This window comes from Emticicia sp. 17c (assembly GCF_037153985.1).
Taxonomy (GTDB): Bacteria; Bacteroidota; Bacteroidia; order Cytophagales; family Spirosomataceae; genus Emticicia.
On record NZ_JBBAYI010000009.1, the window covers coordinates 275,940 to 292,197 of the forward strand.

At 39.7% G+C, this 16,258-nt stretch carries 7 protein-coding genes and 1 pseudogene; 4 read left to right on the forward strand and 4 right to left on the reverse strand.

Features of this window, described 5'->3' with window-relative positions:
- Positions 1-131 precede the first annotated feature (131 nt).
- The 3 genes from WAA15_RS18010 to WAA15_RS18020 all read right to left on the reverse strand — a co-directional run bounded on the left by WAA15_RS18010 (position 132) and on the right by WAA15_RS18020 (position 3,307).
- On the reverse strand, positions 132-920 hold the full coding sequence (locus WAA15_RS18010; RefSeq protein WP_337044217.1) for a hypothetical protein: 789 nt from the start codon (positions 918-920) through the stop codon (positions 132-134).
- Positions 921-1,249: 329 nt separating this feature from the next.
- Positions 1,250-2,455 carry an AIR synthase related protein gene (locus tag WAA15_RS18015; protein WP_337044218.1) on the reverse strand — a complete coding sequence of 402 codons (1,206 nt, stop codon included), beginning with the start codon at positions 2,453-2,455 and terminating at the stop codon, positions 1,250-1,252.
- Between the two features lie 63 nt (positions 2,456-2,518).
- Positions 2,519-3,307 (reverse strand): cyanophycinase, encoded by a 789-nt coding sequence (locus WAA15_RS18020; RefSeq protein WP_337044219.1) that lies wholly within the window; start codon positions 3,305-3,307, stop codon positions 2,519-2,521.
- Between the two features lie 117 nt (positions 3,308-3,424).
- Between WAA15_RS18020 and WAA15_RS18025 the strand changes: the two genes are divergently transcribed.
- A complete protein-coding gene (locus tag WAA15_RS18025) occupies positions 3,425-4,501 on the forward strand; it encodes a glycoside hydrolase family 130 protein (protein ID WP_337044220.1) in 1,077 nt (358 codons plus the stop codon).
- Positions 4,502-4,562: 61 nt separating this feature from the next.
- Positions 4,563-7,685, forward strand: a complete 3,123-nt coding sequence (locus tag WAA15_RS18030) for a T9SS type A sorting domain-containing protein (RefSeq protein WP_337044221.1) — start codon at positions 4,563-4,565, stop codon at positions 7,683-7,685.
- 50 nt (positions 7,686-7,735) lie between these two features.
- On the opposite strand, the gene argH is transcribed toward WAA15_RS18030, so the two are convergent.
- Positions 7,736-9,091 carry an argininosuccinate lyase gene (argH, locus tag WAA15_RS18035; RefSeq protein WP_337044222.1) on the reverse strand — a complete coding sequence of 452 codons (1,356 nt, stop codon included), beginning with the start codon at positions 9,089-9,091 and terminating at the stop codon, positions 7,736-7,738.
- 792 nt (positions 9,092-9,883) lie between these two features.
- Between argH and WAA15_RS18040 the strand changes: the two genes are divergently transcribed.
- Complete coding sequence (locus WAA15_RS18040) at positions 9,884-11,254, forward strand: vanadium-dependent haloperoxidase (protein ID WP_337044223.1); 1,371 nt, start codon at positions 9,884-9,886, stop codon at positions 11,252-11,254.
- Between the two features lie 78 nt (positions 11,255-11,332).
- Positions 11,333-16,258 (forward strand): annotated as a pseudogene (locus WAA15_RS18045) (hypothetical protein); the annotation flags it as partial.

Here is a 16,258-nt window from a genome sequence, read left to right on the forward strand (position 1 = left end):
AAAGCACAATTTTTAAACCAAACAGCTAAACCAATAGCTAAAATTTTTAACGAATCTGTTGGCAGATTATTGAATGTCCAAGCTAAAACAATACTTGCGGCATTGGCAATTAAAAGACAGCACAAGAGAAATTACTTATTACCTGCTTGCAAGAAGCCTTGTAGGGGGGAGTTGGTATTGGCAGAAAGAATATTTTCGAGGTCAATTTCATCAAAAACCAAATCGTCAGGCACTTTGTCTTCGGCACTATGATTCACAATCATGTGATAATATTTGAAGCTATCAACCGGAACCGATAAACGATACACTACACCTTTATCAATGTTTTTGTTTTCCATTTTCCAGACAGCCAGTTTGGTGTGTTCATCCAGAATTTTTATCGTAAACTTAACTCCCTGAAAACACTCAATTACAATGGCACTGCTATGGTTCTGAATTGACTTTATAAAGTAGGTGTCAGGCCCTAAGCCTTGGCTTACCATAACAGTAGAATCCGTAAGGGTAAAAAAGTAATGGTTTTTAAAAACTTTAGGGCAAAAAACATAAGGTTTACCGTTTAACTCCTGTGCTTCAAACCATTTTTTAGGAAGTTGACTTAATAAGGGGTCATTTTTAAAAGACCATAATTCCTTTAATTTTTTTGAAGCCTTGAAATCACGGCAAGCCCGCTGTATTAGCGATTCGTGGTAGTCGTCAAACTCCATTTTTTCAATCAGATTTCTGGCAAAAACTGAGTTTTTCGTAGTATCAATAAATACCCCATACCTTTTCTTTATCACCTTGTCGGGGTTGTCAGGGTGAATAGTAATGGTCTGATTATAAAAGCTACGATAAACGGTTTCAGAGGGTGTCTGTGTACTTTGCGCAAAAAGAGTAAAGGTAAAAAGACATAGTAATCCACCAATAGTAATTGTCTTCATAGTAGCACGAGTATCGATTCATCTGTTTTGTTATTAAGCGGTACAAAAATCATGCTAGAAAATTTTTTTCCGATAAATATATATTTCAATATATAATGTGTTGTAAATCAGGTAGATACAAAGCGGAAAGGAGAGTTTTGTTAGCTAAAAATATCTTTGGAATAATTGTTGGTAGCCCCGCTTAATCATTCTTAAGACCAAAGCCAGAAAGCAAACAAAAACACCAGCCGACACAATATAGGATGGGTAAGTACTACAAAAAAAGCCTGTTTAAAATTATAGTTCAGGCTATAAATTCAAACAGACTTTAAATTTTATGGTAGTTTCTTTTAATACACAAATTCGCCAAACTCGCTTTTAATAGTGAGTTTTTTGGTATCAGATTTTTCAACCCGCCCAATAATCTGTGCATCAATATTAAACGATTGGGCTATTTCAATAATTCGTTGAGCGTATTGTTCATCAAGGTATATTTCTAACCTATGCCCCATATTAAACACTTTGTACATTTCCTGCCAGCTAGTGCCACTTTGTTCATGAATGAGTTTAAACAATGGTGGAATAGGGAAGAGATTATCTTTTATGATATGGAGGTTATCAACAAAATGTAATACTTTCGTTTGCGCACCGCCACTGCAATGGACCATTCCATGAATGTGTGGGCGCAATTCGTCCAGAAATACTTTAGCTACCGGTGCGTATGTACGGGTAGGAGAGAGAATTAACTTACCTGCATCGGGTAGCTTATTTAGCGTTTCGCTGTCGAGCGTAGCATTATATGGCTCAATTGCCACAGAATCGGTTAATAGTTTTTTACCGCTATAAACCAGCGAAAAGTCAATGTCTCCATCGAAACTTTCAGGATATTTTTCGGCATAAACTTTATCCAGCACATCGTGTCTGGCTGATGTTAACCCGTTGCTACCCATGCCACCGTTATACGCCGTTTCATAACTGGCTTGGCCATAAGAAGCAAGCCCCACTATTACATCGCCCACTTGTATTTTATCGTTCGATATAACATCGGCTCTTTTCATGCGGGCAATAACAGTACTGTTTACTGCAATTGTTCTCACCAAATCGCCTACATCGGCGGTTTCGCCGCCTGTGCTGTGTATTTCTATGCCGTGGCTACGAAGCATGGCAAGGCATTCTTCCGTACCATTAATAATTTCGGCAATAACTTCACCCGGAATTTTATTTTTGTTCCTGTCGATACTTGATGATATAAGCATAGGGCCTGTGGCGCCTACACAAATGAGGTCATCGGTATTCATCACAATCGAATCCTGTGCAATACCTCTCCATACCGAAATATCGCCGGTTTCTTTCCAGTATAAATAAGCCAGCGAGGTCTTGGTTCCTGCTCCGTCGGCGTGCATAATGTTGCAATAGTCATAGTCACCCCCTAAGGTATCAGGCGAAATTTTGCAGAAAGCCTTCGGAAATAAGCCTTTGTCGAGCTTTTCGATAGCCTTGTGTACATCTTCTTTTGCGGCAGAAACCCCGCGTTGCATATAACGGTCGGTACTCATCAGAAATTCAATTTTTGGGCAAAGGTAAGAAAAATGTCTGTTGCATTCCGAAAGTTTAGTGTATTACTTTACGCGTTTCTTTTTTTTCAGATCGAACTTCTCGCCTTTTTCCAATAAAATAAACTTCATTTCACGGGTATTTTTGAGGGCCTCAAAAACCATTACCTGACTTTCGCCCATTACTTCGGCTAAACGATTGTTTTCTATATATAAAGCTGTATTTTCGTCGATACCTACACCCAATAAGTCAGGGTTCTGAAATATCAGGCCAATTAATCTGTTTTGCCTCTGGCGTTTAATAAAATGCTGGTCAACAATTACGTTTGTCAGTAAGCCCAAGCCCTTTTTAACTTCAACCTTTGAGCCATCTATTACTTTAAAATCGCCTTCGCCGGTAATCATTTTCTGGCTCATAATGGCTGTTCCTGCGCTTGTTCCGGCAAATACTACCTGTTTTTTGTATTGATTTTGCAGGGCAAGCAGTAGTTCTTCGTCCTGTAAAACGGCCATAATGCGGGTTTGGTCGCCGCCTGTAAAAAATACCCCTGTGGCTGTTGATAGTTGTTGCAAAAAAACTGCTTTGGTGTCAGGTGTAAGCGGAGACACCGCCGCCTTTTCAACCTTAATGCCCGAAAGGGCTGCAATATCTTTACTGAACGCTTCAAAACTTTCGTCCTGCTCGCCACTTGCCCACGGAATCACCAGAATTTTGCCTTTGTCTTTTCCGCTCAGTTCTATCAACTTATTGAGTGCGTCGGTTGGCCTTTTGCCGCCACCAATTAAAATCAAACGTTCTTGCGCCAGCAAGGGAGTAATATTCAGTAAACAGATAAGAAAGATTAATAGCCTCATTTTTTTAATTTTTATTCAGATTGTCTCTATATTTGAAAGAAGGATTGTGATATAAATACAATCCTGATAAATAGCTCAATTACTTACCTAAATAAGTGCAACAGAAAATACAAATCTATGAAAAAATACCTTTTTATTCTTTCTATTATTGCCTGCGCCTGCGAAAATAAAACCCAAGAAGACTGGCAACTTATTCCTTTTGTAAAACAAGACGCCAGCAACCCGATTTTACTACCGAACGATACCACTACATTTGATGACCCTATTCTGCAAAAAAGTATTAACTGGGAGGCAAAAGATGTTTATAACCCCTCGGCTGTAGTACGCGACGGTAAAGTTTTTTTGTTGTATCGGGCAGAAGATACCTTAAAGGTGGTAGACGGAACCTCACGCCTGGGGCTGGCTATAAGCGAAGATGGTATTCATTTTAACAGACAACCCAAGCCAGTGTTTTATCCGTCGAACGATTTTATGAAGAAATACGAGTATCCGGGTGGCTGTGAAGACCCTCGTCTGGTAGAATCGCCTGATGGCAAATATATACTCACTTACACGGCCTATGACGGTAAAACGGCCCGATTATGCGTGGCTTCGTCGCCTGATTTACAATCATGGACCAAAAACGGGTTAGCTTTTAAAGATGCTAAATACGAAAACCTCTGGTCGAAATCTGGAGCAATTATCTGTGAAAAAATAAATGAACGGTTTGTAGCTAAAAAAATCAATGGTAAATACTGGATGTATTTTGGTGATACCAATCTTTTTCTGGCGAGTTCGGAAAACCTGACAGACTGGACGATTCTGGAAGATGAAAGTGGTAAACCTAAACCAATTGTAAAGCCACGTGACGATAACTTTGATAGCTGGCTGGTAGAGTCAGGGCCGGCAGCTTTTATTACTGATAAAGGTATTCTGCTCATCTACAACAGTGCTAACAAGGGTTTTCAGAATAAAGCTACCGACACTAAAAATGCTTATAGAGCCGGACAGGTATTACTGGACCCGAACGACCCCTCGAAGATTCTTGACCGTTCAAAAACATTTTTCTTTGAGCCCGATAAACCCTATGAGTTAACAGGGCAGGTAAACAATGTAGTTTTTGTTGAGGGTCTTGTGCATTTTAAAAATCGCTGGTTTTTGTATTATGGAACAGCCGATTCAAAAATTGCAGTAGCTGTTAGCGATAAAAAATAGAGAACAACATTATTACAACCATCCGCGTAAAAAATAAGTCAGTCCTGATAAAATTAATTTTATGACGAGACTTACTTTACTCGGATGGTTTTTATTTGGTGCTTTAGCCGTTGCTGCACAAGAAAAAATTACAAATTTTGACAATATTACTACCAAAAGCATTACTACAACTTCTTATCTGGACACCCTCAATAACAAGTTATTATTTTTTGCTTACAGCCCAGAACATGGTACAAACTTATGGGTGTCAGATGGCACATTGGCTAATACAAAACAACTAAAAGATAGCAGTGGTACTGCTCCTCAATATTATTATGCCTTGAGGTCTCCAATAAAAAAGTACGGTTATACTTATGTTTACCAGCAATACCTCTGGAAAACCGATAGTGAAAAACTGATAAAAATCCTTCCAAACGCAGATTCTCTGGCCGACTTTCAGGTATTTGCTAATAAATTGCTGCTGTTTTTTTCTCATTACAAGTACCTGCCTGACGGTACATCAACTCCTAGTACTTCTTTTGCTTGGCTCGATTCAACAGACCGGATAACATCTTGGGAAAAAGACATAAACAGGTACATGATTCTTGACGGTACGCTACACTACATGAAATATAACAGAATTACCCAACTATATGAAATACACAAAATTAAGCCAGACAACACCCATATTGTAAATGTTATTGACTCAGAAAACATGACCATATATGATTTCAGGTATTTGTCGAGAAATAACCATGACTATTACGTTTTCTGGACTAATGCCGGACAAAAGATATATCATAAGTTGCCCGATGATGAAAGAAACGCCGTTTTAGAACCTTGGGATTCGGATAGTGGGTTTGATAACTGGCTCAGTTTCTGGATAAAAGATACGGCTGATAATATTTATCTGATAAAATTTCTGAATGGGCTAAAAATCTACACTTTCAACGCAGCAAACGAGCCTCAGGTTAAATGGGAGCTTCCGGCTGATGCTTTCAGGGGTAATAAAGATATGCCTTACGCGCTTACTAACTTGGTGGGTAATATGTCTATTATAGGTGATAAACTTATGTATATCAATGCGTACGTGGGCGAAGGTATCTATGCTTTTTACCTGAATCGCCTTGACCTGAACACCGCTGCCCATAAAAGAAGTAAAAGCCTGCAATATACCTCTGGTTTTGCTTATACCAATAACCTCACAATTACTCAGGTAAATACTGATACTTATATTCTGGATGATAAATACGGTAAAAAACTCACCTATAATTTCAAGCTCGATTCGGTACTGAGTATAACAAGTTATAAGCCCAAAGATGCCCCCGATAGTATACTTGTAATTAATAAACAGAAATTGTTACTTTCAGATAATCTCTACAATATTACTACTACAAAAACACCACTGATTCCGACAAGGAACATATTCCGGCCAGATGGAGGGGAATTATTTTCTTATAGAGTACTGAAAGATAAAATACTTTTCTGGCGGTGGAATCCAGTTATACAGAAATCACAACTTTGGGTGAGTAACGGAGAAAAAAACAGTGCCGAGTTCTTAATGGATGTTGGTAGCTATTTCGATTATGGCAACGGCTTTACTGGAAATCTGGTAACAGAGTTAAACGGTAAAGTCTATTTTGTGTATCCTGAAAACACTTCCACAAGTTTTATTTATGAAACAGATGGCACTCGGGCAGGTACAAAAAAAATAGGGCAGACAGACCCCATCGTTTCTATTAAAAGTAATCAGAAATATATTGTGTTCACAACCAGCAAAAACGAACTTTATGTAATTGAAAATGGGCAGGGGTATCTGATAAAGAACATTCCGCCAACTATATATGGCTTCGATGTATACGTGCCAGACAACCATATATATGTGCTTACTTATTCGGCAACCCCCGATAATTGGTCATATTATGAACTTTTTACCATCGAAAACGGAAAAGTAGTATATCTGGATAATTACATTGGGTATGTGTTTGCCTACAAAGATCATTTCTTTTATACAAAAAGAATGAGCAACAAAGACTATACCGTATTTAACCTTTATAATGTAGGCGAAGGAGGCAAAATAACCGAAGTCGGAAAAGATGTAGGTTCGGCATTTTCGCAGGGAAGTAAACTTATTTACCATCAAGGTAGTACAGATAATAAATCGCCTAAAACGGTTATCATTAATATGCTTACCAGTAAAACGGATATAGTAGTTGATAACCTGTATGTTAGTTTTTTTGAAAGTTATAATACTGCTTTCGGAGAAGTTTTACTGTTAAGAGCCGAATCGAAAACGGTATTAATTAAAGACAATAAAAGAATTGATTTTAATACACTCACCCTACCTAACGGATTCGCTAATTTTGGTAAAGGTCTTTTTGTGTCGAGAGTTGTAGATACTGACAAAAATAATTTTCCGGTATTTGAATGTAATTATATTGACCTCGAAACCGAACAGTTGTATCCGGTTGCTCAGGCTAATGAGGTAATTATTGAGCCAACTACCGGACTCGTATTATTAGGAACCCGAATAGATATGAATACAAGTGCATGGAAGTATTGGGGAATGACCGAAAAAAAATTAATTGATACAGGCGAAAAAGGGCGATTTTTTGACTCTGGGCCTTCGTACGTTTTTTCGAGAGATACCGAGCGAAATACTTATTATTGGGATTTTGACGGGGTTAGGCTAACAAAAAAATATAAAGTAAATTATCAGGGCAATCTGTTGCAAACGGCTATTGGTAACTATATGGTAGATTATACACCTGCTACCGGAGCGGAGCTTGTACGTTTAGGTATTGATAATATAATACCCTATCCTGAAATTGTGGAAGGCCCTGAGGGAATCAGCCTTCGTAGTATATTCATTTTTAATAATCAGGTTTACGTTTACGCTTTTACCTATACGCATGGCTGGCAGGTATGGAAAATGAGTAAAACTGATTCTTCGGGCATATTATCAACAGAAGAAAATGCAGCACTAAAGTTTAACGTTTATCCGAACCCCGTTCGGAGTATTTTAAATATTGATACTGAACAGGTATTTAACTATCGGATTGTAGACGTAACAGGGAGAGAACTAATGCGGGGGAAACTTGACACTCAAAAACAATTAAATCTGGAAGCCTTAGAAAAAGGACTTTATATTATTCAGGTATATGATGAGAAAACAAAATATGCTACAAAACTGATAAAAGAATAGGTAACTCTGGCTGTGAACGTTTAAGTAAAACAGCCAGAGTTAAAATAGGATTATTCCCAGTTTAAAAGTTTTTCCAGAGCGGTGTCAACTTTGTCAAATTCAAAGCCTTTGATTACTTCGTTCATCATGCGCACAATTTGGTCATTACATAAATTGCCGATACTTCCTTCCAATGTATGATTCAATTCGCGCGAGGCTTCATACGTGCCTCCAAAAACCTCATCCTTTACTTGCAGATACGCATCTCTGAAAGGCAAGCCCTCCATTACTAGTTCGTTAACTCTTTCAACCGAGAAAATAGGGTCATATTTCTGGTCGGCCAGTAAGTCCGCTTTTACCTGAATATTAGGCAACATCAAAGCCGTAATATCGAGGCATTCGTTGAGTTGAGTAAAGGCAGGCATTAAAATCTCTTTCAAAATCTGCATATCCCGATGGTATCCACTCGGCAGATTACTTGTAACAAAAGCCAGCTCCGTTGGCAAGCCTTTTAATCGGTTGGTTTTGGCTCTGAGTAGTTCTGCTACGTCGGGGTTTTTCTTGTGAGGCATAATGCTACTTCCGGTTGTAAAGGCATCCGGCAGCACCAAGAAACCAAAATTCTGTGAGTTATACAGGCAAATATCCATGGCCATTCTTGAAAGGGTAGTGGCCAGTGAAGTTAAAGCAGATAGCACTGTATATTCAGTTTTGCCACGTGTCATCTGGGCATATACTACATTATAATTAAGGTCATCGAAACCTAGTAGCTGCGTTGTTAACGTTCTGTCGAGCGGAAACGAACTCCCATAGCCTGCACCTGAGCCTAGCGGGTTTTTGTTCACAACTTTATAGGCTCCCTGTAATATCTGTACATCATCTACCAGACTTTCGGCATAGGCTCCAAACCAAAGCCCGAACGACGAAGGCATAGCTATTTGCAAATGCGTATAACCGGGTAACAAATGCCCTTTAGTAGCTTCGCTTTGTTCGATTAATTTCTGAAAAACAAGCTCAATTTTCTGAACAACAATTCGTACCTGATGGCGCATAAATAATTTCAGGTCAACAAGCACCTGGTCATTACGCGAACGGCCGCTATGGATTTTCTTGCCAGTGTCTCCGAGAGCCTGAGTCAAGAGCCATTCTACCTGCGAATGCACATCCTCAATGTTTTTCTCGATTAAAAATTTGCCATTTAAAATATCATTGTATATCTTTCGACACTCTTTCAGGAGATTGCCTAACTCATCGGTTTTGAGTAAGCCAATTTTTTCTAACATGATGGCATGTGCCATTGAGCCGAGTACATCAAATTCGGCCAGATACATATCCATCTCGCGGTCATTACCAACCGTAAAATTTTCAATGATACTTTCTGTTTGTTCAGAAATATTTCTACTGCTTTCCTTTTGCCAGAGTTTCACATTAACTGCGTTTGATTGAAGTACAAATATAAAGATGAAATATGAGAATAAAGGTTTTTGTCAGTTTTTTCATCAGTGCGCTTACGTATAATAAATTTTAGCACGATTTTTGCACTATTTGTATATGTATCAACTATAAGAAACGCTTCTGAAAAGGTATTCTTCGGTAAAGAAGGTCAATTTTCAGGGTTTTTTGTATATTGCAGAAATAAAACAAAGGAATATATACTTTGGCATGGATTTGGCTAATTATGCCATTTTTATATCTCAAATACTATGCCATGCTATGTTTTTTTATTGTTTTATTTCAAATAAAAAGTAAAGAATAATAATTGCTTATTGGTGAATTGCTTTGTGTGACGTCTCACAATTATTATCGTCTTAACATCAAAAAAAAAGAATACCTAATTTATATTAGTTGAATTCCGAATACATTTTTACTATTGAGTGAACCTTTACTAATTTTAACACGATGAGGGAAGTTTCCCTTTAGCTGGTAAATGCACAGCATTTTCTTTCGCTTTTGGCTCTTACCCGTTCTTGCTACGATAGCCCGTAGGGTATCGGCTGTAAAAGAGTAGGCCCTTTCAGGTGCTGGTGTTAATGTTAAAGTTTCTTCACAATCAGCCTCTCTGGCCTGTTGTTCTCAAAGTAAATATGTTCGTAATCTGACTCAGGTAAGCAACCCTTACAGGTATCTTGAATGATATTATTGCATAGTGCAAATGAACCTATTGAGGTAGCACTTGTAAAAACGATTGAGTGAATTTTTGAGATATAATTTGGTCTGGAATGAAAAATAAGTTTTTATCACCATTTATACGACAAGTTACCCTTGCTATCTGTATGGTAGTAAGTGGTATTGCGGTTTATGCAAATGATAGAAATGAAACTTCACGAGAAAAACCGGAAAAAGGAATGAGTGCTGACGTGCCGGTTAAGTGGAGTAGAATGACATTGAAAATACTGAAAGAAACCCCGGGTGGCTCACCAACTTATGGGTCACGTTCGTTGGGATATATGGGCTTAACCATGTATGAAAGTGTTGTACACGGTAAAGCCACCTACAAATCGTTATCAGGGCAGTTAAATGGATTAAAACAGTTACCTCAACCTGAGCCGAAACAAAAATACAACTGGGCTTTAGCATTAAATGCAGGGCAAGCCTATATGCTTAAACATCTGTACGAGCAAACTTCTTCAAATAATATAGCCAGTATCGACTCGCTCGAAAACGCTATCTACAAAACAGAATCTAACAAAGAAATAGCTGAACGTTCAGCTAGCTACGGTCAGGAGATAGCCAGAGCTATTTTTGAATGGTCAAAAACAGACGGTGGTTATCAGGGTTACAAGCGTAATTTTGATAGTACTTACAATGTACCTACCGGTAATGGTTACTGGCAAGCACCAGCCAAAGGACAGTCGCCGGTTGCTTTACCGTTACATCCGTACTGGGGTAAAAACCGCACTTTTGTGGTAGCAAACGCTGAGCTTGAAATTCCTGCAAAAATTCCTTACAGTTTCAGAAAAGATTCAGACTATTATCAGCAGATGTATGAAGTATATCAGATGAGAGGTAAGCTGACGCAAGAGCAAAAAGAAATTGCTAACTGGTGGGGCGACGACCCCTCGCAGACCTTCTCACCCCCCGGTCATTCATACAATATTGCTACTATTACTATTCTTACGGCCAAAGCCGATTTCTTTAAGGCCACTCAGACCTACGCAAGAGTAGGCATGGCAGTAGCAGATGCCTTTATTAATTGCTGGAAATGTAAATACGTTTACCATGCCCAACGGCCATGGTCATTTATTTTTTATAATATTGCTACACTCTGGAATCTTTATTGGCCAGAACCTCCGTTTCCGGCCTTTTACTCAGGACACGCAGCACAGGCAGCAGCGGCAGCCATCGTATTGACAGATATGTATGGAAGCCCTTTTGAATTTACTGACAATTCGCACGTGGGTAGAGAAATGGATAACGAGCGAGTAGTAGAATACAAAGCCAGACATTTTTATTCATTCTGGCATGCAGCCAGAGAAACGGCTGACTCACGGATGTATGGTGGAATTCATACCTGCCACGACAACGAAGTGGGGCTGTCAGAAGGAACCAAAATTGCTAAAAATATCAATGCTTTAGCTTGGCAAGGCTAAAGCTGTTTGAAGTGAATAAATCCGACCCACAAGGTCTTTTTATATTATAAATTACTATTGAGTGTAACAATTAATACCATGAGAAATTCTACATCCTGGTTTACAGGTATTAGCAGAACTTTTGTAACTCGAAAAGCGAACTTTTTGCTGAATACGCTATTCCACCACTTACTTCCTGAAAAGTCGGTAAGTCTGGTTGAGCAGGCAGATTTAATGCCTGTGTCAGACGAGGCTCATCGATTCCAGAAAGCACAGGCGTCTTATCTGAAAAGATTCCTTCCGGCTGTTATGGCTGTGCTATTCTCCTGGTTTAATATTTCTGTATCAGAGGCACAGAATGCCCCTCTAAACTGTGATAAATATTACATGTTGGTAGGTGAGCTAATCTATGCCAATAATACCAATACTGCCCGTACAGATGTGTACCAGTTTGGGTCAAACAACGCAATTACAAGTTGTAAGTTCGATACCGGTGGAGGTGGAGAAGGGATGTGCGTTGACCCCGAAAAAAACATAGCTTATATAGCTACCTGTTGTAATCAGGGGCAGATACGTGTATACGATTACAATACGGCTTCATTTAAATCACCTATAAATATTTCAGGCGAAGACTTACTTGATGTTACACTCTCTAAAGACTACGCCTATCTATATGTTACTACTTATAATAAAGTATATAGAATAAGCACTGCTACCAACTCAATAGTTTCGACTTTCTCTAAAACCAATGCCAATAACTCTCAAGCGAAAGAGTTCTGGGGGGTAGCTGTTCATCCAACTAGTGGAAAAGTATACTTCACTACTAACTGGCAATTCGGTAATGGTACCAGTACCATCGAAATGCTTAATGCTGACCTATCGGGTACAAGCACACGTATTGCTACTGCTCCGACAGGATTTTATTACAGAGGTATTACCTTCAATACAGACGGAACACTGTGGGCTGTAATGGCTAATAACAACAATCAGGCCGACCGTCTGGTTAAATATAATTCTAGCAATGGAAGTGTTTTGGGTACATATTATTTCCCGAAACCAAGCGTACATAATGGCGATGCCGCAGAGGGCGACGTAAATCCGTTCGATATTGCTTTTGGTCCGGGTGGAGATATCTACGTTACTACCTTTGCCGGAGACTGCGTAACCAAAATTGATTATAGTGCTTTGAGTAATGGTACAAATCAGGGTTTCTTTACCTACCTTCAATATCAAGCAGGAGTTTCGGGTAAGTCTATCTCATTTGTATGCGGCAACTTTAAATGTATCTGTAATGCACCCGTTATCAATTCTTCGGATATTTCGGTGAGTGGTGGCACGTGTAATGGCTCATCACCAAAAAACAATGGTTCAGCCACTATCTCAAATCTTGATTACAGTTCTTCTTCACCAGTAAAGGCCGATATAAACGAAGGAACCAGCTACGGAACTACTCCTATTTATGGAGCAGGTTCAAACATTACCTTAGGGGCTAATATGTCTTCTATTACCTTTACAGGTTTAAAACCAAATACAAGTTATACTGTTCGGGTATGGAATGGCAAAGATGCGTGTTTTACAGATGTTACTTTCAAAACACCATCGACAAACTGTTGTACCAACTGTTTATCGAATTCGTTTGTTTCAAATGGTAATTTCCAGAGCAATAACAGAAACGGATGGACACTTAACCCATCTAATACCGAGTTTGGTATTTCGCTTAGTGGCACTAATTATTATGCTATCCTGAATAACAGTGATGGCACGGGCGACAGATACATCTATCAGGATATTACTGATGGCATAGTAGCAGGAAGAGAGTATACATTATATGCCGATGCTGCTACACACGACAAACCCGGAAAAAAAGCTCAGATTTATCTGGAGTTCTACAATGGTACTTCTTGGCTGGCCACTTCTGATAAATATGATGTAGCCAACGATATGGGTACTTATGGTTTGCTACCTATTGGGCCTATTAAATATACTGCCCCAGCCAATACCACAAAAATCAGAATAGTAGGCTATTGTAATGGTAGAGCATTGAAATTTGACAACGTAGTGCTTTCTACTTGTTATGACCCAGTAACTTTAGCAGTTGATAGTAAGGCTGACCCTGTATGTAACCAGAATTCTGGAACAATAACAGTAGCTGCCAGCGGAGGAAGTGGTGAGTTTGAATACAGCAAAGATAATACTAACTGGCAGTCGTCTAATACCTTTATCGGATTAGGCGCTGGCACATATACTATATATGTAAGAGACGTAAACACTAGTTCGAGCCTTTGTAAAAAGAGCGTTCAGGTAACACTCACCTGTGTGCCATGTGTGTGCGTGTCTGACAACTTTATACAAAACAGTGGTTTTAATACTGACCTAAGTAGCTGGAGTCCACAAAATGGTGGTTTCGAACTATCGTCGGGTTCTTCTACTGGTAATTTTGCCATTCTCAATAACGCCGATAATACCACTTCTAATGGTTATAAGGTTTATCAGGTAATTACGAATGGTGTTGCAGTAGGTAAAACCTACACATTAACGGCAGTAGCAGCAACGCACGATAAATCAGCACCAGCAACGGCTGAGATATACTTCGAGTTCCTGAATGCCAGTGATGCAGTTGTTGGAACATCTGGTAAAGCAATCATTACCAATCCTTATAACGGAACACTGGTAGCTATAACGCCTTTGTCGATGCAGGCCCCTGCCAATGCAACTAAAGTAAGATTCGTAGCTTATTGTAATGGTAGAGCATTGAAATTTGACAATGTTAAAATCACTACTTGCTATGAAGCAGTTGATGGATCTCTTTCAATTACACAATTAACTTGCGGACAGACTGATGGAAAAATAACTGTAACGGCGTCAGGAGGTAGTGGTAACTATGAATATAGTAAAGACAACACTAACTGGCAGACATCTAATATATTCAGCAATTTAGCGGCAGGTAACTATACTATATATATAAGAGATAAAAATGCAACAACTTGTATTAAATCGCTTACTGCTAAAATTGATGATAAGCCCAAACCAACCATTACTGTCAACTCACAAATTATTTGTTTAGGCGAAAGCACAACGCTAACGGCAAGTACTTGTACAGGAACAGTAACTTGGAATACCGGTGCAACGGGGTCTACTCTGGCAGTTACACCAAGTGCAGCAGGAACAACAACCTATACGGCAACTTGTACTAACAGTGCCAATTGTACTGCCTCTGCACAGGGTACTATAATCGTTAATTCACTTCCAACTATCAATGTAGCTGATTTAACTATCTGTAAAAATACCACAGGTACTTTAGTAGCGACAGGCTGTACTGGCACTGTAACATGGAACACAGGGGCAACAGGTAGCACCTTGACAGTTGGCACAGCAGGTACTTACACAGCAACTTGTAAAGTAACAACCAACGGCAAAGAGTGTTCAGCGACGGATTCAGGAGTATTGACAGTGAATCCAGAGGTGACTATCAATGTAGACGATTTAACTATTTGTAAAAATACGACAGGTACTTTAGTAGCGACAGGTTGCACAGGCACTGTAACATGGAACACAGGGGCCACAGGTAGCACCTTGACAATCGGTACAGCGGGCAACTACACGGCAACTTGTAAAGTAACGACCAATGGCAAAGAATGTTCAGCGACGGATTCAGGAGTATTGACAGTGAATCCAGAGGTGACCATCAATGTAGCTGATTTAACTATTTGTAAAAATACGACAGGTACTTTAGTAGCGACAGGTTGTACAGGAACTGTAACATGGAACACAGGAGCGACAGGCAGCACCTTGACAATCGGCACAGCAGGCACCTACACAGCAACTTGTAAAGTAACGGCCAATGGCAAAGAATGTTCAGCGACGGATTCAGGTATACTAACAGTGAATCCAGAAGTGACCATCAATGTAGACGACTTAACTATTTGTAAAAATACCACAGGTACTTTAGTAGCGACAGGTTGTAGCGGCACTGTAACATGGAACACAGGAGCAACAGGTAGCACGTTAACCATTGGCACAGCAGGTATCTACACAGCAACCTGTAAAGTAACAACCAACGGGAAAGAGTGTTCAGCGACGGATTCAGGAGTATTGACAGTGAATCCAGAAGTGACCATCAACGTAGATGATTTAACCATCTGTAAAAATACCACAGGTACCTTAGTAGCGACAGGCTGTACAGGCACTGTGACATGGAACACAGGAGCAACAGGCAGCACGTTAACCATTGGCACAGCAGGTACTTACACAGCGACTTGTAAAGTAACAACCAACGGGAAAGAGTGTTCAGCGACGGATTCAGGAGTATTGACAGTGAATCCAGAGGTGACCATCAACGTAGACGATTTAACTATTTGTAAAAATACGACAGGTACTTTAGTAGCGACAGGTTGCACAGGCACTGTGACATGGAACACAGGAGCAACAGGTAGCACCTTGACAATCGGTACAGCAGGCACTTACACAGCGACTTGTAAAGTAACAACCAACGGGAAAGAGTGTTCAGCGACGGATTCAGGAGTATTGACAGTGAATCCAGAGGTGACCATCAACGTAGACGACTTAACTATTTGTAAAAATACGACAGGTACTTTAGTAGCGACAGGTTGCACAGGCACTGTAACATGGAACACAGGAGCAACAGGCAGCACCTTGACAATCGGTACAGCAGGCACTTACACAGCGACTTGTAAAGTAACAGCCAACGGCAAAGAATGTTCAGCGACGGATTCAGGAGTATTAACAGTGAATCCAGAGGTGACCATCAATGTAGACGACTTAACTATTTGTAAAAATACCACAGGTACTTTAGTAGCGACAGGTTGCACAGGCACTGTAACATGGAACACAGGAGCAACAGGTAGCACCTTGACAATCGGTACAGCGGGTACCTACACAGCGACTTGTAAAGTAACGACCAACGGCAAAGAATGTTCAGCGACGGATTCAGGAGTACTAACAGTGAATCCAGAGGTGACCATCAATGTAGCTGATTTAACTATTTGTAAAAATACGACAGGTACT